Consider the following 22,152-nt stretch of genomic DNA (forward strand, 5'->3'; position numbering starts at 1 on the left):
AGATGCCTGGCCGGCAGCCTGCCGCTAGCGCGCGTGTCGCCGTCGCGGCCGCGCGCGCCCGTCCGTGCGCGCCGGCCGCCCCTGCCGCTCCAGGCGCGTGACCGCCATGGTGAGGCCGACCAGGAGAAAGCCCAGCACGTTGGCGGTCAGCTGGCCGATCAGCGACCACGTCAGCAGGCCCAGCGTGCTCACCAGCCACAGCAGGATGGCAAAGCAGCTGCCGGTGCGGCGCGCCGCACCGATGGCGAGCCACATGCCGGCCACGCACACGGCGAACTTCAGCGCCACGTACAGGTAGCCGAGCAGGCCGGCCTCCTCGACGGTGCGCCCGGTCTCGGTCTCGGACAGCATGAAAGTGATTTCGCCGCGCTCGAGGTAGCTGGCCAGGTTGCTGCCGCGTCCGAGCCCCGCGCCCAGCAGACTCGGCTTGGCGTAGGCTTCGGTCTCGCCCAGGAACATGGTGCCGACGCGGTCGCCGAAGTCTTCGTCCTCGGCGGCGTCGTGGAAGCGCTGCACCGTGCCTTCGACGGACTCGCTGAACACGGCCATGCCGACGGCGCCAATCAGCACCGCCGCGCCGGCCCAGACCAGCACACGGCGCTTAGCCACGCCGCGCCCGAACGCCAGCGTGCAGAGCGCCGCCACCCCGAACAGGCCCGGCAACAGCAGCACGGTGGCACGCGATCCGCTCACCAGCACGCTGACCAGCAGGCTGCCCAGCACCACCAGCGCATACAGCCAGTGCCGCTTGCCTTCGCCGCCAAGCACGTAGTGCAGCGCCATCGGCATGGTGATCGCCAGGAAGGTGGTATAGCCCAGCGTGAACGAGAACGTGCCGGTGGTGCGCACGATGTCGCCGACCATCATGAAGACCCGGTCTTCGTCGCCGTCGACCTGCCGGTTCAGGAAGCTGCCGGGCGGCAGATAGTGCTGCAGCACCACCAGCGGTGCCATCAGCACCATCAGCACCAGCGTGGTCTTGCAGATCGCCGCCACGTCTTCGGGCTCGAGCAGCAGCGCCGCGGCCACGCCGAACCACACGTAGAGCAGCCAGAAGCGCAGGCCGACCAGCATGATGGCAAAGCTGCCGTCGCCGGCAATCGCCTGCAGCAGCCCCCATGCCAGCACCAGCGCGCTCCACAGCATCAGCAGCCGCATCGCGGGCCGCGCCGGCGTAAAGCCGCCATAGCGCATGGCGTAGTAGATGCCATACACCGCCAGCAGGTCGCGCAGCAGCACCAGCGGCAGGCTCAGCGAGCCGGCTACCCACTTGCGCGCCGCGCCTTCTAGGACGGCCACCAGGAACACCAGCAGGAACACGGTGCCGAAGGTGGTGCGGGCCTGCCGGCGGATGCGCGAGCGCGCCGGCGGCGCCAGGTGTGCGACGGAGGGGCTCAGCATAGCGTGGCAATGGTTGCGACCGCGGCGCGGCGATACCTGGCCCAGGTGTATTTCTCCCCTGCCATGCTCGCGTAAGGGCGCGCCTCGTCCAGGCTGGCGCGTACCGTGGCAAGCTCCAGCATGCGGTCATACAAGGATTGCGCGCTGACCTGGACGACCCAGCCCGCGCGCGGGAATTCCTGCAAGATCTCTTTGGCGCCGACCCGTTCCGACACCAGCGCCGGCGTGCCGCAGGCGAGCGCCTCGGCCACCACCATGCCGAACGAATCGAAGCGCGACGGCAGCACCAGGCAGTCGGCGTCGGCCAGCTCCTGGTAGAGCGCCGACTGCGGCAAGGCCCCGAGCAGCGTAACCCCGGGGGTCGACGCCAGTGCCGCGGCCAGCCCCGGCTCGGCGCCGCCGCCGGCCACCGCGAGCTCGGCCTCCGGGACGCGCGCGCGCACCATGGCAAAGGCCTGTTGCAGCAGGTCGACCGCCTTGAGCGTGGTCAAGCCGCCGGCATACAGGAAGCGCGTGCCGGCGCGCGTGCGCCGGCGCCGCACGTCGCCCGGCGGGCTGGCGCCGAGCAGGATCGGCCTGAGCTTGGCGCTGGGCACGCCGGCCCGCGCGTAGGTCTGCGCGGCAAACTCCGAACAGGTGATGACCAGGTCCGCCAGTTCGACCTCGCGGTCCTTGCGCGCATCGATGCACGCAAGGTACGGGTCGGGCTGCAGGCCGAGCAGGGCCGCCGCCGTCGCGCGATGCACCGCCGGCGCGTCGAGCACGCAGCGGGCGCCGATACGGCGGGCCGCCTCGAAGGTCTGCATCGCCGAGTTCTCGTAGGCCACCACCACGTCGGGGCGCAGCGCCTCGACGCGCCGCGCCGCCCACGCATCGAACAGGTGGAACACGCGGTGCGCATAGGCCGACTGCGACATGCCCAGATACCGGTTGAGCCGGACGCGGTGGTGCAGCCCCAGCTTGAGCATGGCCGGGAAGCACAGCGGATGGCGGCGCAAGGCCAGCGGGATGCCGACCTCGCGCACCTTGGCGCCGAGCGCCGGCGGCAGCCACCACGGCACCGGCTCGCCCGGCCCGCGCACCGGCACGCCCGACCAGTACTGGCAGAGCAGGCCCTCCTCGTGGAGCGCCTGCGCCATCTGGTGCGAATGCTGCAGGCCGGGGTGGGTCACCAGGATCTTCATGGGCGGCCCCCGTCGACGCTCAGCACGGCCGGCGGCAGCAGCCGCCCGGCGCGGATCGCGCCCGCCAGCTCGCACATCACCGCGGCGCCAAGCCCGGAGGCCAGGCCGGCCTCAAACCAGAGCACGCCCCTGAGCGTGGACAGGTCCAGCAGGTGCGGCGCGGCCAGGCACCAGGCAATCACGACCGGCACCTGCATGTAGTTGAAGTGGTTCAGGCCGCGGTTGGCCAGCAGTTCCCAGGCTACGCCGGCGATGCTGTAGGCACCGGCGCCGAGGCAGGCGATCACCAGTTCCGAGCCCAGGCCGGCGTAGTTGGCGCCGACCAGGCGCAGCAGCAGCCCGGGCCACAGCCAGGCCAGCAGCACCAGCGTGCAGGCCGGCAGCGAACCCAGCAGCAGCCAGCCCAGGTACTGGCGCAGCACGTGCTCGCGCGCCTGCGCGAAACGGGGCACGACATACGCGCCCACCACGATGCTGACCGGCACCAGCAACTGGCCGATGCGCGACAGCGCGCCGATCGCTGCGGTCTGGCTGACCGCGCCGTAAAACGCGACGATGCCGAAGGCGAACTGCGACTGCAGGCAGAAGAACGCGTCCATCGGAATCTGCCGGCGCGTGATGGCGCGGATCGAACGCTGGTCTTCGGCCACGGGTTCGGCCGCCGTCGCCGGCAGTTCGCGGCGCAGCCAGCGGCGCACGAACGGCACGCGCAGGCCGGCGAAGAGCGTGTTGACCAGGCTCGCGGCCAGCGCGCTCTGCAGCCCGAGCAGGTAGACCACCCCCGACAGCAGCAGCCGCGCCCCCGACAGGCTGGCATCCAGCGCCTGCAGCGCCGGCGCCCGGTTGGCGAACAGCAGCACCTGGTCCACCACGCGCGACTGCATGTCGAAATACCACATCGCCAGCAGCGTCAGCAGCAACGCGGCCACCAGCGCCAGCGACGCATGGTTGCGGTACATCAGCACGGCGGCGACGATCAGCAGCGGCGGCAGCAGGAAGGCCGAGATGCGCTTGCGCTGCGCCAGCGCGGCGCGCGTGGCCTGGGCCGCGCGCTCGCGGTCGGGCCAGGTGCGCCCGAGGATGGCATTCAGGCCGAAATGGATGCCGCCCTTGGTGATGATCGACATGGCGCCGACGATGGCCCCCGTGACCGTATAGATGGCGTAGTCGCCCACGCTGAGCCAATGCGCCAGCAGCAGGCCGGTGACGGCACCGAGCCCCTGCGACAGCACCGCGAAGACAAAGATGCGCAGCGCTTTCATGGGGTGCCGCCCGGCGTGGCACTGGTGGCGGCGGGTCCGTGCGCGGGCTGCGACGTGGCCTCGGCGGCAGGCGCCGGCGCCGGCCGCTCGCCCAGGATGTCCAGCAGCCGCTGCGCGCTCTGCCGCACCTCGTAGCGCCGCAGGAAGCAGTCGCGCGCCTGCACCCGCATGCGCGCCTGCGCGGCGGGCCCGGCCTGCAGCCATTGGCGCAGGCACGCGCCGGTGCCCGCGGCGGTGTCGGCGCCGGCCAGCCCGGCCCCGTCGGCCACGATTTCGCGCCAGATATTGACCTTGTCGGAGATCAGCACCGGCACGCCGCAGCCCAGCGCCTCGGCCACGGCCACGCCAAAGTTCTCCTGGTGCGACGGCAGGCTGAAGACTTCGGCCGCGTGATAGGCGCCCCATTTCAGGTCGCCCGACAGCATCCCGGTCCAGCTGAGGCGCTGCGCCAGCCCCAGGCACTCGGCCTGCCGCGCCAGGCGCGCGCGTAGCGCCGCCTCGACCGGCCCCGCCAGTACCAGCTGCAGCCGCGGGTCCGCACCGGCCACGCCGGCAAAGGCTTCGAGCAGCAGGTCGCAGCCCTTCTTTTCGTGGATGCGGCCCAGGAACAGCACGATGCGCTTGCCGCGCAATTCCGGAAATGCGGCCAGGAAGAACTCGCGCAGCGGCGCGGCCTCGGCGGGCGGCTGCGCGGTGCCGTATCCGGCCACCAGCTCGCGGCAGCGATACGGCCAGAAGGCATTGCGCGAACGCCGCTGCTCTTCCTCGCAGGTGAACAGCACGGCGCGCGCGCCGCGCAACACCCAGTAGTCGCCAAGCAGCCAGTACAGGCTCTTCTTGATGTGCTTGAGCGGATAACGCTCGCGGAACCACGGATCGAGCATGCCGTGGGTAAAGACAAAGTAAGGCACCTGGCCGCCGCGCAGCGCGAGGCAGGTGGCCAGCGCATGGAACTGCCACAGGCCTTCGACCAGCACGGCGTCGTAGTTGCCCGCATGGGCGCGCAGCCACCGCAGCATCCGGGGGTTGAAGCCGTATTTCGTCGCGGTCGGCCCCAGTGCGATCACGTTCATCTCGCTGGCGCGCACGAACGGTGCGTCAGGGGCGTCGCCACAGCAGACATCGATCTCGGCGCCGCGCTCGCGCAGCGGCTGGCGCAATTGGCGAATGCCCTCGATGGGGCCGCCCCCGGCCGGGTTGATGGAGGGTATGACGTGCAGCAATTTCATGATGCAGGGCGATCTCCGGAATGCGCGCGTCGTGCCCGCTTGATGCCTGGCACGTGTCCCCAGGCTGGCGCCAATGGCAAGCGGGACCATACGTCCTCGTGCCCGCAGCATGAGCCAGGCCGCGCGCAGGCTCTGTTCGCTGCCACACACCCGCGCCGGCCAGCGCTGGCGCCGCCTGGCGAATGTGGACCAGCGCACCGAGCCGCGCCCCGCAGCGCACCAGAATGGCTCCCACCGGCGCCGTTTGCATGGCGCCCTATCCGCGCCACGCCATGCCGATTCCGATCCTGATGTACCACCAGATCGACGCACCGCCGCCACGCCGCTCGCCCGGGCGCGGGCTGTGGGTGCCGCCCGCGCGCTTTCGCCGCCAGATGCGGCTGATGCACCGGCTTGGCTATCGCGGCCTCAGCATGCGCGACCTGATGCCGTACCTGCACGGCGAGCGCAGCGGCAAGGTGTTCGGCATCACCTTCGACGACGGCTTTCGCAACGTGTTCGAGCACGCCATGCCCGCGCTGGATGCGCTAGGCTTCACCGCCACCAACTACTTTGTCTCGCGCCAGCTGTCGGGCAGCAATGTCTGGGACCGGCACCTGGGGATCCGCCCCGCAGCCCTGATGAGCGTGGCGCAGATGCGCGCATGGCACCAGGGCGGCCATGAGGTCGGCTCGCATACGCTGGACCATGTCGACCTGCGCCGCATGGCGCCGCAGGAGGCGCGCCGGCAGATCGCCGCATCCAAGGATGAGCTGGAGCAGTGGCTCGGCGTGCCGGTAACGGCCTTCTGCTACCCCTATGGCAGCCAGGATGCCGCGCACCGGGCGATGGTGCGCGAGGCGGGCTACGCCAACGCCACCATTACCGCGCGCGGCCTGGCCCGCGCCAGCGACGACCCGTTCGGCCTGCCCCGCGTCAGCGTGTATTGCGCCACCGGCATGCTCGGCTTCCTGCGCAAATGCCTGACCGCGCACGAAGACCGCTGGCGCGAAGCCTAGCGGCCAGCTTCGGAAGAACCCTGCCGCTCCGTGCTGAAGGGGGTGCGCTCGCGCGGCTCGCTCGGATGCTGCGTGAAGCGCGCGATGGCCTCGGCATAGCGCAGCGCCACCGCGTGGCGTTCGTGCTCGCGAAGGAACTGGCGCGTGCCGGCGGCATCCCGGCGTGACGCGCCGGCCAGCACGGCAGCCATGGCGGCGTGCAGCGGCTCGAGTGCCGGCTCGACGACCCAGCCGAAATCGCCGACCGCTTCGGGCAGGCCGCCGCGCTGGCTGACAATCACTTCGCACCCTGCCGCCAGGCCTTCCAGCGCCACGATGCCAAAGGACTCATAGCCCAGCGACGGCGCCACCAGGCATCGATGCCGGCCCAGCAGCGCCGCCACGCTGGCGGCGCCCTGGCAGCCGGCAAAGTGCACCGCGTGCGCGCATCCCAGTCCGGCGGCCAGCCGCGCCAGGGCCTCGCGCTCCGGCCCTTCGCCGACGATGGTCAGCCGCGCGTGCGGCTGCCGCGCCTGCAGGCGCGCGAAGCTGCGCACCAGCAAGTCCACGCCCTTCTCGGACACCAGCCGCCCGACGAAGATAAAGCTTCCCGCCGGCCGCGCGCCGGCTGGCGCGGGGTCGGCGAACAGTTCGTCGCGATAGCCATTGTGGATCACCAGCGGCTGGCCCGGCAGCCAGCCGGCCAGGTAGTGACTGACGCAGATGCCGTCGTAGAAGCGCGACAGCCAGCGCTTGAAAGCACCGGTCCAGGCGCCGCGCGTGTCGCCATGGACCACGTACGGGCCGTGGTGCGTCAGCACGATGCGCCGGCGCAGCAGGCTGGCCAGCATCACGTCGTAGAAGGTCAGGCCGACGAACAGCACGCGCCGGTGGCGCAGCAAGGCGCGCGCGAGCTGCAGCTTGCCGCGGACCCGGGTCACGGCGAACGGGAACGTGGTGGCATCGCCGGGCGCGGCGGGCGTGCTGGTGGCCACTTCCACTGGGTAGCCCAGTTCCGCCAGCCCGCTCGCCAGCTCCTCGGCGAACCGCTCCATGCCGCCGATCAATGGATGGAAAGGGGCGCTGAAGATCAGGATGCTTGGCAACGGCGCAGGGGTCTCGGGCAGCCGCAAGGGTTGCATCATCGCGTCATGGCTCCGGTCGCGCAGCATGCAAGCACGCCTGTGCAAGCTGCGTCCTGGCCGCAGGATGCACCATCACCGGGTGCCGTTCCGTGCGCTGGCGCACTTGCCTGAAGCGTGGCGAAGCTACGGCTTGCGCGCGATGAAATGGAACCAGCGGATATCCTCCACGCCGGCGCCGTCGGCCAGCGGTGTCGCGGCGAGGTCGCCGAACACGGCCTCGGTGCTCAGGCCGACCTCGGCCAGTGCGCGCTGCTGCGCGGTGCGCTCGGTATAGACAATGACGATGCCGAACTTGTGCGCGGCGCACACCCGCACCGCGTAGCCGTCGCACTCCTGGTTCAGCCGCGAATGGCGCAGGTAGTTGACGGTGGCCAGCGGCAGGTTGACGACCATGCGCGCGGCATTCAGGCCCAGCCGCAGCGGGTTGGCCGACCATGCCGGCGGCCGCAGGAACACAGACAGGTTCTCGCGATAGCTGGGTCCGTGCAGGTTATGGGTGGAGAACAGCAACAGCCCGCCGGGCCGCAGCACGCGCGCGAACTCGCGCAGGATCGCAGCGCGACCGGCGTAGTCGACGGCATCGATGCCGTTGAAGCTGAACACCACCAGCCCGAAGCTGTTGTCGGCCAGCGCCGACAAGTCGCGCGCATCCATCAGCCTGACCGCCACGCCCGGGTGGTTGCGCCGGCAGACCTGCACCAGCCGCGGGGTGTAGTCGATGGCGAGGTAGTCATGGCTGAGCGCGCGCAGCATCGCCACCGTGCGCCCGCCACCCACGCCGACGTCGAGCACCGGGGTGTCCCGTGCGTCTTGCGCGACATACGACAGCGCCGCCGCCTCGCCCGGGTCGGTCCAGTCCGTCATCGTGCCGAACCAGCGGGTGGCACCCCAGCTGGCCCAGGCGCGGCGGTTGATCCGGTCTTGTGCCGTTTCCATCCATGCCTCCAGTAGCCTCGTACGAGCCACGCCGGGCGTCCGCCCCAATGGCGCGACCCGCGTGCCCGAGTGCATAACGCCGACGATGCGCCGCCGGTTGGCGCGCAACCGTGCGCGAACACACCGCGCCGGTCGCGCGCGGCCGCTGCATCTGTGGCACGGCGCACCGATCCGCGCGCCGCTTGGCGCGAGCATCGCCGCAATGCCCGCCGTCCCGGAACGCTCCGTATGATCATCCAGCACACCCACCGCACCTCCGGCCCGTCGTTTTCGCTGTCCAACCGCGTGCGCCGGCAGCTATGGAACTGGGTATGGCTGTGGCTGTTCCGCCCCAGCCTGCGCCCGATGCATGCCTGGCGTGCCGCGCTGCTGCGCCTGTTCGGCGCCCGCCTCGGCCGCGATGCGCGGGTCTATCCCGCGGCGCGGATCTGGGCGCCGTGGAACCTGGTGATGGGCGAGCACACCGCCGTCGCCGACGGCGTGACCCTCTACAACATCAGCCCGATCACGCTGGGCGACTACGCCATCGTGTCACAGGGCTCGCACCTGTGCACGGGCTCGCATGATTACAACAGCGAGACCTTCCAGCTGATCGCGTCGCCGATCACGCTGGAGCGCCATGTGTGGGTGTGCGCCGAAGCCTTCATCTCGCCGGGCGTGACGTTGCCCGAGGGCGCGGTGATCGCGCCGCGCACGGTGGTCACCAAGCCGCTGCGCGAAGCCTGGACGGTGTACGGCGGCACCCCCGCGCGCGCCATCGGCCAGCGCCGGCCACAGCCATAGCGGTGCCGGTGGCGGCACGTGGCCGGTGCGGGGCATGCCACTCACAGCGCTCGGCGCAGTGTGCGAGAGCGCACTGATCCGGGCTACCCGCAGCCCTAGGCTGGGAGCATCGGGGGCATGCCGTCCCAGCGAGGGCGCAGCCCCAATGTGCAGGAGGAACGTCGTGGAAACCAGTCAATGCCGCACCACTTGCCTCATCCCCCGCACCCGCGCGGCGCGCCGGCGCGCGCTGCCGGGCGTGTGCGCCGTGCTCGGCGCCGCCCTGCTGCTGGGCGGCTGCGCCGCATCGCCGGGGATGTACTTCAGCGCGAACGCAAACGTCGATGCCGTCGGGCCGGACGCCAAGCCGGACATCACGCCCATCACCATGGACCTGGTGCGCGAACTGCGCGCGAAGAGCAAACCCACCAATCACCGCGTCGAAGAGCTGTTCGCCACGCCCAAGCCCTACGTGATCGGCCCCGGCGACATCATCTCGGTGGTGGTGTGGGATCACCCCGAACTGGTGTTCCCGACGCAGACCTATAGCATCGGCGCGGGCTTCGAGGTTCCGGCCTCCACCGGCGGCTCCAACATGCCCGGTTATGTGGTCAGTCCCAACGGCGACATCCAGTTCCCGTATGCCGGCGTGATGAAGGTCGCCGGCAAGACCGCCAACCAGGTGCGCGACGAAATGGCGCGCGTGCTTTCGCGCGTGGTGCGCAACCCGCAGATGACGGTGCGCGTGCTGGGCTTTCGCAGCCAGCGCGTCTATGTCGACGGCGAGGTCAGGACGCCCGGCATGCTCGCCATCGACGACGCGCCGATGACGCTGGTCGAGGCGCTGAACCGCGCCGGCGGGGTGCTTAACAACACCGGCGACAACAGCCGCGTGCGCGTCACCCGCGGCGAGCGCAGCTGGTACGTGAACATCCCCGCGATGCTGGCCAAGGGCGTGGACCCGTCGCGCATCCTGCTGCGCTCGGGCGACATCGTGCGCGTCGAGCAACGCGAGGACAGCAAGGTCTTTGTCACCGGCGAAGTGGTCAGGCCGGCCTCGCTGCTGATGCGCAACGGGCGCATGACGCTGAACGAGGCGCTCGGCGACGCCGGCGGCGTCAACCCCAACTCCGCCAACGCCGAGCATATCTACGTGATCCGCAAGATGGCCAACGATGCGCCCAAGGTGTTCCACCTCGACGGCTCCTCGCCGGTGGCGCTGGCGATCGCCGAAGGCTTCGAGCTCGAGCCCAAGGACGTGGTCTACGTCGATGCGCGCGAAGTGGTGCGGTGGAGCCGGGTCATGACCCTGCTGGTGAGCCCGATCGTGGGCGTCAACAGTCTCGCGCGGCCCTGAACCCATGCTGCATCTGCCGATCCTGAAACCCGATGAAGCCGCGATGATCCGCTCGATCCTGGTGGTGTGCCTGGGCAACCGCTGCCGCAGCCCGATGGCCGCCGACCTGCTGCGCCAGGCCTTGCCCGGCTGCAGCATCAGTTCCGCGGGGCTGGCGCCGCCGGTGGGCGCCGGCGCCGATCCGCGCGTGATCCGGCTGCTGGCCAAGGACGGGCTGGACCTGGCGCCGCACCGCGCGCGCGAGCTCGACGACGACATGGTCGACGCTGCCGACCTGGTGCTGGTGATGGACAGCGAGCAGCGCGAATGGCTGGAGCAGCGCTTCCCGCAGGCGCGCGGCAAGACCTTCCGCCTGTGCGAGGCCGCGCAGGCGGATATTCCCGATCCCTACGGCGGCTCGCAGGCGATGTTCCTGATCGTGCTGGGGCTGATCCGCGAGGGCGTGCAGGCATGGACGGCACAGATTCAATCCGAAGCACAGGCAACCCGCTACGGGGAGGCAACATGAGCAACATCAAGAACCTGCGTGACTACGAGGCCCAGGCCCCCGAAGGCGATGAGCCGTCGTCGGACCTGACTTCGTATGTCGACGTGCTGGTCCGTTATCGCTGGACCTTCCTCGCGGTCGCCGCGGCGGTGATGGCCGCGGGCCTGCTGTTCGCGCTGTTGAGCAAGCCGGTCTACCGCGCCGACATCCTGGTGCAGGTGGAGGAGCAGAACGGCGCCAGCGCCAACAACCCCAACAAGCCCACCGCGACCGTGTCGCCGGTGTACGACGTCAGGCCCGCGCCTTCGGCGGAGATCGAGCTGCTGCGCTCGCGCATGGTGGTGGGCAAGGCGGTGGACGCGCTGCAGCTGGACGTGTCCGCGTCGCCGCACTACTTCCCGGTGATCGGCGCCGCGCTGGCCGGCTTCAACCGCGAGCTGTCGCAGCCGGGCCTCTTCGGCAAGGGCGGTTATGCGTGGGGCAGCGAAGCGATCGCGGTATCGCGCCTGGAGGTGCCGGCCGCGATGGAGCGCCGGCTGATCACGGTGACCGCAATGGGCAATGGCAAGTACCGGCTGGCCTTCGCCAGCGACGATGCCGTGGCCGAAGGCAGCGTCGGCGTGCCGCTGACGGTGGCGACCCACAGCGGCAAGGTCACCATCGAGATCAGCCAGCTCGAAGGCCGCCCCGGCGCAGTCTTCCATGTCTCGCGCGTACCGCGCGCGGTGGCCATTGCCGACCTGCAAAGCCAGATGATGATCACCGAGCGCGGCAAGCAGAGCGGCGTGATCGGCGTGGCGCTGGAGGGCACCTCGGCCGAGAAGACCGCCGCCATCCTGAACGAGATCGGCAACGAGTATGTCGAGCAGAATCTGCGCCGCAAGGCCGCCGAGGCCGAGAAGTCGCTGGCCTTCCTGGAAGCGCAGCTGCCGCAGCTCAAGCAGCAGCTGGAAAGCGCCGAGTCGCGCTACAACAACATGCGCAACCAGCGCGGCACCATCGACCTGAACGAAGAATCCCGGCTGGTCCTGGCGCAATCCGTGGCGGCCCAGACCAAGCTGGCGGACCTGCGGCAGCGGCGCCAGGAACTGATCGCGCGCTTCACGCCCAACCATCCGGCGATCGAGATCATGGACAAGCAGATCGCCGACGTGAACGCCGAGCTCGGCGCGGTCGGCAGCAAGATCCAGCGCCTGCCGGATATCGAGCAGAACGTGCTGCGGCTGATGCGCGATGTCCGGGTCAGCACCGAGATGTACCAGTCGCTGCTGAACGACGTGCAGCAGCTCAGGCTGGTCAAGGCCAGCAAGATCGGCACGGCGCGGCTGGTGGACCCGGCCGAGGTGCCGATCCGCCCGGTCAAGCCCAACCGCCAGCTGATTGCCGCGGCCTCGGTGCTGCTGGGGCTGCTGGCCGGGACAGCGGTGGTGGTGCTGCGCCGGCTGCTCGACGGCGGCGTCGCCGATGCGGACGAGATCGAGCGTGAAACCGGCATGACGGTGTACGCCACGGTGCCCTACAGTGCCGCGCAGTCGCGCCTGCGTGGCGGGCCCGATATCGACAAGCTGCTCGCCAGGCGCTTGCCCGACGACCCGGCCGTGGAAAGCCTGCGCAGCTTCCGCACCTCACTGCAGTTTGCCCTGCTCAACAGCGACAGCAACAATGTGGTGGTGATCACCGGGCCAGCGCCGGAAGTAGGCAAGTCCTTCATTTCGGCCAACTTCGCCACCGTGCTGGCCACCGCCGGGCGCCGCGTGGTGCTGGTCGACGCCGACCTGCGGCGCGGCGGGCTCAACCACCATTTCGGCAAGCCGCGCGTGCCGGGCCTGACCGAACTGCTGACCGGCACGCCGCTGGAGCAGGTGCTGCAGCGCGACGTGGTGCCGGGGCTGGACTTCATCGCCACCGGCTCCGAGCCGCCGCTGGCGGCCGACCTGCTGCAGACGCGCGGCATGGACACGCTGCTGGCCACGCTCAGGAACCGTTACGACGTGGTGCTGCTCGATACCCCGCCGGTGCTGGCCACTTCCGACGCCGGCGTGCTGGCGACCAAGGCCGGGGCCGTGTTCCTGGTGGCGCGGGCCGATGCCAGTACGGCATCAGAGCTCAAGGCCACGCGGCGGGCGATCGTGCAGGCGGGGAGTGATATCAAGGGCGTGATCTTCAATGGCCTGAAGGTAGAGGGGCGCTGGTATCGGGCGCACTATCACTTCGGGAAGTATCGGTATATGAATCAGTATGGGGGCGCGAGTTCTAAGAGGGCTTAAGGTGGCTTAGGTTGGGTTTTGGAAGGGGCGGTGTTGGTGACATGCTGTCGGCTTTTGAACCGCTGGGTTCCGCCCTGCTGGGCGGGTCACTTTTTGTCCGAGCGACAAAAAGTAACCAAAAAGCGCGTTTACTGCCCTGCGGGCGGCATGTCTTATCGTAGTGTGCCTGGGGGTTTTCGTACGGGGCTGGGCTTCCTCGCATAGCGGGACTGCCTGCCGCAGGGGTGCACGACCGTGGGAGGGGCGTTGAAGGGATGGTTGAACGAGCCCAGAGCGGTGGGTGGCCGCCTGCTGCGGGCCTTGCCGTAGGAACGCCTACGGCTGCGCTGCGCGCAGGCAGTATCGCAGGTCAGGGGCCTCGGCACGGTACGCCTCGCTGCGCTTGCTTGGCGCTACGGGCCGGTGACCCGGTCTGGCGAAATCGCACAAGGCCTTCGGGGGGACGCCTGCAGCAGTGTTACGCGCCGGCAGCTACTGGCTGACGGAACTCAGAAACCCGCCTCGCACACAAAAAAAACGGAAGTCCAGACAGGCCCTGCGGCCCGGCAGCGCCAAGCGAGCGCAGCGAGGCGTTCCGAGCCGGGAACCCCGATCTGCGACACTGCCTGCGCGCAGCGCAGCCGTAGGCGTTCCTATGGCAAGGCCTGCAGCAGGTGGCCACCGGCCGCTCTGGGCTCGTTCAAACACCGCTCCAACGCCCCTCCCACGGTCGTGCACCACCGCGGCAGGCAGTCCCGCTATGCGAGGAAGCCCAGCCCCGTACGAAAACCCCCAGGCACACTGCGATAAGACATGCCGCCCGCAGGGCAGTAAACGCGCTTTTTGGTTACTTTTTGTCGCTCGGACAAAAAGTGACCCGCCCAGCAGGGCGGAACCCAGCGGTTCAAAAGCCGACAGCATGTCACCATGCCTCACCCCCCAATCCCAACAAAACCATCAACACACCTTCGCACCCTGCGGCAACCCCTCCCCCACCGCCTCCATCGCAGCCAATGTCCCCACCACATGCTTGACCACCTGGTCACAAAAAATCTGCCTCCCCTCCGCCAGAAACAACGCATGATCCATACACCCATGCCGATGCACAGTGATTTGCGTGAACGCCGCCAGCGCTTCCAGATCTCTGCCAAAACGGAGCTGAGCCTCATCGAACCCCACGTCCTCCGACCCATACAGCATGTCCGTGCGCACCCCACGCTCATTCAGGCTGCGCATCGCGGCCCGTGCGTAAGCCGTGACTGATGCCAAATCTTCGCCACCGCGCAGCCGCGTCAAGCGAAACGCGACGCGCTCGGTGGCGTGCCGGTACGCATAGCGCGCCATGGCCGCGGCGAGCGCGCCGATCCGCACCTGCCCCTGCAACACCCGTTCCCAGTTGCCGCTACGGCGCGCGGCCGAGAGCCAGCCTTGCCACGATCGCGCGCCCTTGCCCGCGCTGCGGTCATCGGCGCGGTCCCAGCGGAATTTCACCAGGTTGGCCAGCACCAGGCCGTTCACGCCGGGGTTAGCCAATGCGGCGTGCAGGCTCAGGAAAGCGCCGGAGCACACGCCGGCCAGCACGATGCCGCGGAAACCGCGCGCGCGCATCCAGTCGACCGCGGCGCTCACGTCCGCGCGCGGCGCGGGGGAGTAGATCTCGGGAATGCTCATGCTGCGTGGCGCGCGCGGGCTGTCGCCCAGCGCCGCCACGTCCAGCCGCAGCGCGGCCACGCCCAACCTTGCCAGCCGGCGCGACAGCGTGACGAACATGCGGCCATCGCCGACATGGTGATTGCCGCCGGTATTCGGGAAGATCACCGCGACCGGCGCGGGTGCCGCGTCGCTCGGCATGCACAGGATGCCGAACTGGCGTCGTGCGTCGAGCCAGACCGACTCTTCGACCACGCCGTCGACGGCCACGCGCAGGGACGCCGCACGCGACGCGCCAGGCATGGTCCAGCGTGCCGCCGGTAGCGCCGCCGGCATCCGCGCCAGCCACTGCACCAGTTGCCGCCACGCCTGTGCCGGCACCCCGGCAAACTCGGCCGATTGCATCATCTCGGCGTATTCGGGGAATGCGGCCGACTCGACCTGCGCGCCGCCTTCCGTGTAGCGCTGCGCCAGCGCGCCGGTCGCAGAAGGGGTACCGGGCCACGGGTCGAGCAGCAGCACGCGCGGCGCGGGACAGGAGGTGTCGCAGTCCAGGCGCAGCGCCTCGAGTTCGCGCACGGTGTCGGCAGTGAAGCGGTAGGCCAGCACATCGAGCGCGCCGGCCGGCGCCGGTAGCGGGGTTTCGGTCGGCCCGACGCTGTTGAGCCAGTTCAGATGCAGCGCACGCAGTTCGCGCAGGTAGGCGCGGCCATTGACCACCGGCGCGATCAGCACCAACCCGGCCACTCCACCCTCCCATGCCGGGTGTGAGCGCATTGCCTCGGCGGCCTGCACCGCGAGGCTGGCGCCGGCGCGCAGCCCGCACAGCACGATGCGCTCCACCCCGGTCAGCGCGCGCAGCTGCGCGGCCGCGGCGACGATGCTGGAGGCGGCGCGCCCGAGGAAGTGTGCCGCCTCGCAGGCACCTGCCGAGTCGCCGGTGCACGGATAGTCGAAACGCAGCACCGGCATGCCGGCCGCGGCGAGATCATCGGCCAGATGCCGCCATGCCCGGTGCGACCACATGGCCTCGTGGCCCAGCGGCGCGCACAGGACCACCCCAGTTGTGCCTTGTGCCTCGTGCAGCCAGCCGGCACAGCCTTCGAACATCAGGCGCCTCATGTCGCCTCCTCGCAAGTGGATGGTCCGCCGCCGAGCCGGTGGAACAGACCACCCATCCACGCAGAAACGGGTACGCTCCCGCTTCTGCGCCTCTTATTCTTTCTTCTCTTCGCGGTGCAGCGCCTGCCCGATCCGGCGCGAGATCGGCGCGGTCGCCGGCATGCCGAGGTAAGGGTTGACGCTGTCGAATTCGGCGCGGTTGCTGCGCTTGGCGATCACACAGTTGAGAATGCCGCCCAGCAGGCGCGCATCGGCCCGCTGCAGGCGCTTGAGTGTTTCATCGACCTGGCCGGGCAGGGTAGCGTCCGCACGCAGCACCACCAGGGTCGAACCCGCCAGGTTCGCGACCAGGCTGGCATCGGCCACGGCCAGCACCGGCGGGGTGTCGATCAGCACCAGGTCGAAGCGGGCAGCGCACTGCCGCAGCGCTTCGGCCATGCCGGGGCGCATCAGCAGTTCCGACGGATTCGGCGGCGGCAAGCCCGCCGGCAGGATCGACAGCCCGTTCACGACCGTGGGCCGCACCGCGGCGGACAGCGGCACGTGCCCGGTCAGCAGCTCGGCCAGGCCGGATTCGGCGGGCTGGTCGAACCAGCTGGCCACCCGGCCGCGGCGCAGGTCGGCGTCGATCAGCAGCACGCGCTGCCCGGCTTCGGCGAACAGCACGGCCAGGTTCACCGACGCAAAGGTCTTGCCCGCGCCGGGCGCGGGGCTGGTGACGGCGATGACATGGTCTGGCGCGCTGCGCAGGGCAAAATGCACCGCGGCGCGGATATTGCGCAGCCCTTCCACCGCCAGCGAATGCGGCGCGTTGCGCGCCAGCAGGAACTGGTCGTGCAAGCCCAGCCGCAGCAACCGGTCGGCACTGTCATGCTCCAGCGCCGACACATCGATCACCGCGCTCGACGGCTGCGGCCGTTCCAGGCGCGCCGACGGCGGCACGGCGTAGCCCGCGGCCACGCCCAGCAGGGCCTTGGCCGACACCATGCGCTCCAGCGTGGCCTGCTCGCGGCTGAAGGCAATGTCGCCCAGCATGGTGATGCCAAGCTTGTCTTCGGCGTCATTGGCGGTGGCCACGGTGGGCCGCACGCGCTGGCGCAGCGTCAGTGCCCCGGCTGCCAGCAGCATGCCCAGCACGCCGCCACCGGCGGCCGGCGTCCACGGTCCCATGCCGACCGGCACGGTGGGCGTGAGCGCGTTGTCGACGATGCGCACCTGTCCGGTGCGGTCGAGCTGCGCCAGCGACAGCTGCTCGACCTTGTTGCGCAGCGTCATGTACATGTCCTCGGCCACCTTGACGTCGCGCGTCAGTGCCACCGACTCGCGTTCGGACGCCGACAGGTTCTGCATGCGCGCGTCCATCTCCTGGCGCTCGCGCGTGAGCTGCTGGATCTGGCTGTCGACCGTGCGGACCTCGTTGGCTTCGGTGGTAAAGCGCTGCAGCAGCTTGGTCCGCTCCAGGCGCAGCAGTGCGATCTGGCGCTGGTATTCCATGCTGCCGTTCAGGTAGGACTGCACGTCCTGGCTTGGCGCCAGCGAGCCCGAGCGCGAACGGTAGCGCGTCAGCGCGCTCTCGGCACGCTCCAGCTCGGCCTTCACGCGCGGCAGTTCGCCGGACAGGAAGGCCAGCGTCGCGGCGGTGTCGTCCTGGCGCTGCTCGGCCTGGCCCTTGATATAGGAATCGGCAATGCCGTTGACCAGCGCGGCCGCGGTGGCGGGGTCGCGGTTCTGCCAGCTGATGCGCAGCGTGGTGGCGTCGCTCGATTCGCCCTCCACGCGCAACTCGCGCGTGACGGCATCGACGGTCAGCGTCAGGTCGCGCCGCGTCACCAGGAAGCGCGTACCCGGCCGCGCCTCGATCCGCCCCACCAGCATCGAGATGCCACCGGCCTCGGCCAGCTGGCCCGCGCGGCCCTCGACCTGCACCTGCGGTCCGCTCAGCCGGAAGCCGTTGTCGGGCAGGATCTCCAGCGTCAGCGGCACGTTGAGCAGGCGCGCCGGCACGTTGAGGCGCTCCACCGCCACCCGCTCGCCGCCCCACGCATAGCCCAGCTCGGCCGGCCATGGGCCGCGCAGCTTGCCGGGCTCGGCGAAGTGGTTGGCCAGGCTGCCCAGCAGCGGCGCGCGCAGCGGCTGGACTTCGATATCCAGGTGCAGGCGCTCGACCACCGGCCCGACCACGGCGCGGCTCTTCAGCATGCCCAGGTCCAGTTGCGGCGTGGCCGCGCGGCCGGCGCCGTCGCGCGTCTGCAGCTGCACCAGCGACTTGGCGCGATACAGGTCAGGCGTGGCCAGCCAACCCAGCCAGGCAATGGCGGCGCCGGTCAGCCCGGCGGCAAGGATCCAGCCGGCGTGGTCCAGCAACAAGCGCGCGTTCGCGCCGCTGCGCGGCGACACCTGGTCGGGTACCGGTACGGCTCCGGCAAATGACATTCTGCTCACGACATCTCTCCCGCCAAACGCTGCCTCTCGCTGATCACGCGGCAACCGGTGCGTGTCCGCCGCGCCTGCCGGCGCCTGGCGCAACGCACTGGCCGCCAACCCCTTATTTGCGCCCGTAGTTGTCTTCGAACCTCACGATGTCGTCTTCGCCCAGGTAAGCGCCCGACTGCACCTCGATGATCTCCAGCGGCGTCTTGCCCGGGTTTTCCAGCCGGTGCAGGGTGCCGATTGGGATATAGGTCGACTGGTTTTCCGAAAGAATGCTGATGTTGTCGCCGCAGGTCACGCGCGCGGTGCCGCGCACCACGACCCAGTGCTCGGCGCGGTGGTAGTGCATCTGCAGCGACAGGCTGGCGCCGGGCTCGACCACGATGCGCTTGACCTGGAAGCGGTCGCCGCGATCGATCGAGTCATAGCAGCCCCAGGGCCGGCGTACCTTGCGATGGTTCACCACTTCATTGCCATGCTCGGAGCGGATCCGCTGCACGATGTTCTTCACGTCCTGCACGTGGGCCTTGTCCACCACCAGCACCGCATCGGCGGTTTCCACCACCACCACGTCCTGCACCCCGACGCACGCGATCAGGCGGCCTTCGGAATGCGCCAGGCACGAGCTGGCACCGTCGAACAGCACCCGTCCGCGCCCGGCGTTGCCGCTGGCGTCCTTCGGCGCGATATCCCAGATCGCCGCCCATGAGCCCACGTCGGACCAGCCCGCATCCAGCGGCACCAGCATGCCGGCGACATCCGGCAAGGTCTCGAGCTTCTCCATCACCGCGTAGTCGATCGAGTCGGACGGGCAGGCGTGGAACGCCTCCTTGCCCAGGCACAGCACTTCGCCGGCGCAGGCGGCTGGTTCGCTGGCCGCATAGGCGGCGCGGCATTGCCGAGCCATCTCGGGCTGCAACTCGGCCACCGCGCGCAGCCACACCGAGGCCCGCACCACGAAGATGCCGCTGTTCCACCAGAATTCGCCGGACTCGACATAGTGCTTGGCCAGCTCAAGGTGCGGCTTCTCGACGAAGCGGTCCAGCATGAAGGCGCCATGGTCCGCGCCGCCCGCCGCGCGGATGTAGCCGAAGCCGGTTTCCGGCGCCACCGGCTTCACGCCCAGCGTGACGATGGCACCGAGGTCCGCATGCCGGATCGCCGTGGCGATGGCCTCGCGGAAGGACGCGACATCGGCCACGCTGTGGTCGGCCGGCGTCACCACCAGCACCGCATCGCCGCCCTCGCCCGCGGCGGCCAGCGCATGCAGCGCGGCCACCGTCAGCGCCGGCGCGGTATTGCGCCCGCACGGCTCGGACAGCACGCGCGCCGGCTTGCCGGCGCGCTTCATCATGTCGGTGATCATGAAGCGGTGCTCTTCACCGCAGACCACGATCTGCGCCGCCTCCATGCCGTCCGGGCGGCCCGCCAGCGCGGCCACGCCGGCGAGGCGGTTGGCCGTGGCTTCCAGCAGCGTGTCTTCGGCAATCAGGTTCAGCAGCTGCTTGGGGAACTGCTCGCGCGACAGCGGCCACAGGCGCGTACCGGCGCCGCCGGCAAGGATCACGGGTTGCACCACCGGCACCGCGGCGCAATGCGCCGCCCGGTCGCCCAAGCCCTGCAGGGCAGCATGGATTTCGCCGTTGACCGGCGGCGGCGTCTGGTTCTCTTCCCGGGTCCGAATTCGCATCATGCCTCCTGGCGTGTCGGCAGTTCCAAGCGTCCCGCGCGTTGCGCCCGGGCCTGCGCAGCCGCACCGGCAGCATCGCAGAAACGGGTACGCCCGGCAGCGGTCCCTGACCGCCATGACGGGGATGCCAGCCAGTCTAGGCAGGCGCCCTGGCGCAATCTGTTCGATTCCGCACACCCCACTTGTGCCGCCGGGGCAGGTCGCCAACATGCGCGCCGCGGCGGCGTGCGATCGCGCGCGCTCTGTTGGAGAACGCACCGATAGCGGCGGCCGCCGGCGTTGCAATACAGTGGGCCGTGCAGGGACGCCGCTTGCCATCGCGGCCCGGCGGCATGCGCGTACGGCGGAGAAACGACATGGAGCAGGCGGTGGCAACTACGGCGGCAACTAAGGTGGCAACTACGGTCGCAAGTGCGGCCGCAACTACGGCAGCAACCACGGCCCCCGACCGCGCCGGCTACCACTACACGCGCCAGTCGCCGTGCCGCATGGCCCGGCCGGTGCAGCGCTGGCTGCACGATGCAGCCTCGATCTGGCAGGAGACCAATTGCTACATGGACCTGTGGATCGAGCTGCTGTATGGCTGGGGGCTCGACCCGCGCGCGGCGCTGGCCTTCACCGTGGCGCAGGACTACGAGGGCGACCATTTCACCTTCTTCAAGTATCCGCAGGCGGACATCGAGCTGCTGTACGGCACGGTGGTGCAGGAGATGGCGGTCTACGACACGCTGCAGGCCCACCTGGTCGAACAGGTCGGGCGCGGCCATACCGTGCTGGTCGAGATGGACAGCTACTACCTGCCCGACACGCGCGCCACCGCCTACCGCCAGGCGCATGTGAAGACCACCGTCGCGATCGACCGGATCGACCCCGCTGCGCAGCGGCTGTCCTACTATCACAGCCTCGGGTACCACACCGCCGAGGGCGAGGACTACCGCGGCCTGCTGCGCCTGACGCCCGAGCTGAGCGACGGCAACATCCTGTTTCCGTACGCCGAATGCGCCAAGCGCGTGCGCGCGCCGCTGCACGGCGCGGCCGCGGCCGACGCCGCCGCGGCGCTGATGCGCCACCACCTGGGCCGCCGCCCCGCGCTGAACCCGGTCACGCGCTGGCGCGCCGACTTCGACGAACACGTCGCGGTGATCCTGGCGCGCGGCGATGCCTACTTCCATCACTACGGCTTCAACCTGCCGCGCCAGCTGGGGGCGAACTTCGAGATGCTGCATCACTGCCTCGCTTGGTTCGGCGAGCATGGTTACGATGTGCCCGCGCACGTCGCGCAGGCCGCCAACCGCATGGCTTCGGAAAGCAAGGTGCTGCAGTTCCGCCTGGCCCGGGCCATGGCGCGCGGCCGTCCGGACCGCTGCGCCGAGTGCCTGGACACAATGGAGTGCGCTTATGAAACCGTCATCGCCGGCCTGCTGTCGGCGTTCGGCGCCGCCGATCCCGCGTAGCGGGCAGACGCCTGACGCCAACGGCAAGCGCCGCCAGCACCGCGGGCGCACGGCTCCTGCCGTGCCGTGCGCCCGTGGCGCTTCAGGCGTGGGCCAGCGCGGGCAACAGGCGGTCGTACTCGCGCTTGACCAGCTTGTAGCATTCGCAGGAATGCTTCTCGAGCCCGCAATGATCGAGGATGGTGATATGGCCGCGGCTGTGGTGGATCAGCCCGAGGTTTTCCAGCTTGCCGGCCGCTTCGGTCACGCCTTCGCGGCGCACGCCCAGCATGTTGGCGATGACCTGCTGGGTGATCACCAGTTCGTTGGAGTTCATGCGGTCGCGCGCCAGCAGCAGCCAGCGGCACAGTTGCTTGTTCAGCGAATGGTGGCGGTTGCATGCCGCCGTCTGCGCGATCTGCGTCAGCACCGCCTGCACATACAGCAGCGTGACCCGCTGCAGGGTCGGCAGGTAGGACAGCTCGGCGCGCAGGGCGCGCGCGGGAATGCGGTAGGCGAAGCCCGGGCTGCGCACTTCGACGCGGCTGGGCATGGTATCGCCACCCGTCACTACCGGAATGCCGACCAGGCCTTCATTGCCGACCGCGGCAAACTCGACCGTGGCGCCGTCTTCGAGCAGCGACAGCAGCGACACCACCGAGGTGGTCGGGAAATACACATGCACGATGCGCTGGCTGGTGTCAGTCAGCAGTTCGCCGGCACGTAGCCGGACCAGTTCAAAGTGGCGCGACAGCGTCTCCCATTCCTGCCGCGGCAAGGCATTGAGCAGATGATTGACATGCAGGTCCGACCGTTGCGTGATCATGCTGATTCTCCCCGT

At 69.8% G+C, this 22,152-nt stretch carries 16 protein-coding genes; 6 read left to right on the forward strand and 10 right to left on the reverse strand.

Translation table 11 applies throughout. The annotated features are described in order from the left end of the window. Positions 1-24: 24 nt before the first annotated feature. The 4 genes from ACOCMH_RS02950 to ACOCMH_RS02965 are packed head-to-tail and all read right to left on the reverse strand — an operon-like array spanning position 25 to position 5,076. A complete protein-coding gene (locus ACOCMH_RS02950; protein ID WP_427307694.1) occupies positions 25-1,401 on the reverse strand; it encodes a hypothetical protein in 1,377 nt (458 codons plus the stop codon). Beyond that, complete coding sequence (locus ACOCMH_RS02955; RefSeq protein ID WP_427307695.1) at positions 1,395-2,585, reverse strand: glycosyltransferase; 1,191 nt, start codon at positions 2,583-2,585, stop codon at positions 1,395-1,397. The genes ACOCMH_RS02950 and ACOCMH_RS02955 overlap by 7 nt, the downstream gene beginning before the upstream one ends. Beyond that, complete coding sequence (locus ACOCMH_RS02960; RefSeq protein ID WP_427307696.1) at positions 2,582-3,847, reverse strand: hypothetical protein; 1,266 nt, start codon at positions 3,845-3,847, stop codon at positions 2,582-2,584. Before ACOCMH_RS02960 ends, ACOCMH_RS02955 begins: the two co-directional genes overlap by 4 nt. After that, entirely contained in the window at positions 3,844-5,076 is a 1,233-nt protein-coding gene (locus ACOCMH_RS02965) for a glycosyltransferase (protein WP_427307697.1), read from the reverse strand. Before ACOCMH_RS02965 ends, ACOCMH_RS02960 begins: the two co-directional genes overlap by 4 nt. A gap of 272 nt (positions 5,077-5,348) precedes the next feature. Here ACOCMH_RS02965 and ACOCMH_RS02970 point away from each other — a divergent pair, with 272 nt between their 5' ends. Continuing rightward, positions 5,349-6,074, forward strand: a complete 726-nt coding sequence (locus ACOCMH_RS02970; protein WP_427308340.1) for a polysaccharide deacetylase family protein — start codon at positions 5,349-5,351, stop codon at positions 6,072-6,074. On the opposite strand, the gene ACOCMH_RS02975 is transcribed toward ACOCMH_RS02970, so the two are convergent. Together ACOCMH_RS02975 and ACOCMH_RS02980 are read right to left on the reverse strand one after the other, a co-directional pair. After that, positions 6,071-7,225, reverse strand: a complete 1,155-nt coding sequence (locus ACOCMH_RS02975; RefSeq protein WP_427307698.1) for a glycosyltransferase family 4 protein — start codon at positions 7,223-7,225, stop codon at positions 6,071-6,073. The two genes, ACOCMH_RS02970 and ACOCMH_RS02975, sit on opposite strands and share 4 nt — an antisense overlap. 96 nt (positions 7,226-7,321) lie before the next feature. Then, complete coding sequence (locus ACOCMH_RS02980; protein ID WP_427307699.1) at positions 7,322-8,134, reverse strand: class I SAM-dependent methyltransferase; 813 nt, start codon at positions 8,132-8,134, stop codon at positions 7,322-7,324. A gap of 228 nt (positions 8,135-8,362) precedes the next feature. Here ACOCMH_RS02980 and ACOCMH_RS02985 point away from each other — a divergent pair, with 228 nt between their 5' ends. From ACOCMH_RS02985 to ACOCMH_RS03000, 4 genes are all read left to right on the forward strand, one after another. Then, positions 8,363-8,917, forward strand: a complete 555-nt coding sequence (locus ACOCMH_RS02985; protein WP_171517484.1) for a putative colanic acid biosynthesis acetyltransferase — start codon at positions 8,363-8,365, stop codon at positions 8,915-8,917. A gap of 145 nt (positions 8,918-9,062) precedes the next feature. Beyond that, positions 9,063-10,253 carry a polysaccharide biosynthesis/export family protein gene (locus ACOCMH_RS02990; RefSeq protein WP_427307700.1) on the forward strand — a complete coding sequence of 397 codons (1,191 nt, stop codon included), beginning with the start codon at positions 9,063-9,065 and terminating at the stop codon, positions 10,251-10,253. A 4-nt stretch (positions 10,254-10,257) separates the two neighbouring features. Further along, on the forward strand, positions 10,258-10,761 hold the full coding sequence (locus ACOCMH_RS02995; protein ID WP_236901439.1) for a low molecular weight protein-tyrosine-phosphatase: 504 nt from the start codon (positions 10,258-10,260) through the stop codon (positions 10,759-10,761). Further along, the gene (locus tag ACOCMH_RS03000; RefSeq protein WP_171517485.1) at positions 10,758-13,007 is read left to right on the forward strand and encodes a polysaccharide biosynthesis tyrosine autokinase; all 2,250 of its coding nucleotides are present in this window, start codon (positions 10,758-10,760) and stop codon (positions 13,005-13,007) included. The genes ACOCMH_RS02995 and ACOCMH_RS03000 overlap by 4 nt, the downstream gene beginning before the upstream one ends. Positions 13,008-13,943: 936 nt before the next feature. On the opposite strand, the gene ACOCMH_RS03005 is transcribed toward ACOCMH_RS03000, so the two are convergent. From ACOCMH_RS03005 to ACOCMH_RS03015, 3 genes are all read right to left on the reverse strand, one after another. After that, positions 13,944-15,758, reverse strand: a complete 1,815-nt coding sequence (locus ACOCMH_RS03005) for a serine aminopeptidase domain-containing protein (protein ID WP_427307701.1) — start codon at positions 15,756-15,758, stop codon at positions 13,944-13,946. A gap of 93 nt (positions 15,759-15,851) precedes the next feature. Next, on the reverse strand, positions 15,852-18,191 hold the full coding sequence (locus tag ACOCMH_RS03010) for a polysaccharide biosynthesis tyrosine autokinase (protein ID WP_427308342.1): 2,340 nt from the start codon (positions 18,189-18,191) through the stop codon (positions 15,852-15,854). Between the two features lie 112 nt (positions 18,192-18,303). Then, complete coding sequence (locus ACOCMH_RS03015; protein WP_427307702.1) at positions 18,304-19,878, reverse strand: mannose-1-phosphate guanylyltransferase/mannose-6-phosphate isomerase; 1,575 nt, start codon at positions 19,876-19,878, stop codon at positions 18,304-18,306. Positions 19,879-20,366: 488 nt separating this feature from the next. On the opposite strand from ACOCMH_RS03015, the gene ACOCMH_RS03020 reads away from it, so the two are divergent. Then, complete coding sequence (locus tag ACOCMH_RS03020) at positions 20,367-21,332, forward strand: DUF1839 family protein (RefSeq protein WP_427308344.1); 966 nt, start codon at positions 20,367-20,369, stop codon at positions 21,330-21,332. Positions 21,333-21,414: 82 nt separating this feature from the next. Here ACOCMH_RS03020 and ACOCMH_RS03025 read toward each other — a convergent pair whose 3' ends face one another. Continuing rightward, positions 21,415-22,137, reverse strand: a complete 723-nt coding sequence (locus tag ACOCMH_RS03025) for a Crp/Fnr family transcriptional regulator (protein WP_012354880.1) — start codon at positions 22,135-22,137, stop codon at positions 21,415-21,417. Positions 22,138-22,152 lie beyond the last annotated feature (15 nt).

The organism is Cupriavidus sp. H39 (assembly GCF_050271075.1).
In the GTDB taxonomy this organism is placed as follows: domain Bacteria; phylum Pseudomonadota; class Gammaproteobacteria; order Burkholderiales; family Burkholderiaceae; genus Cupriavidus; species Cupriavidus necator_B.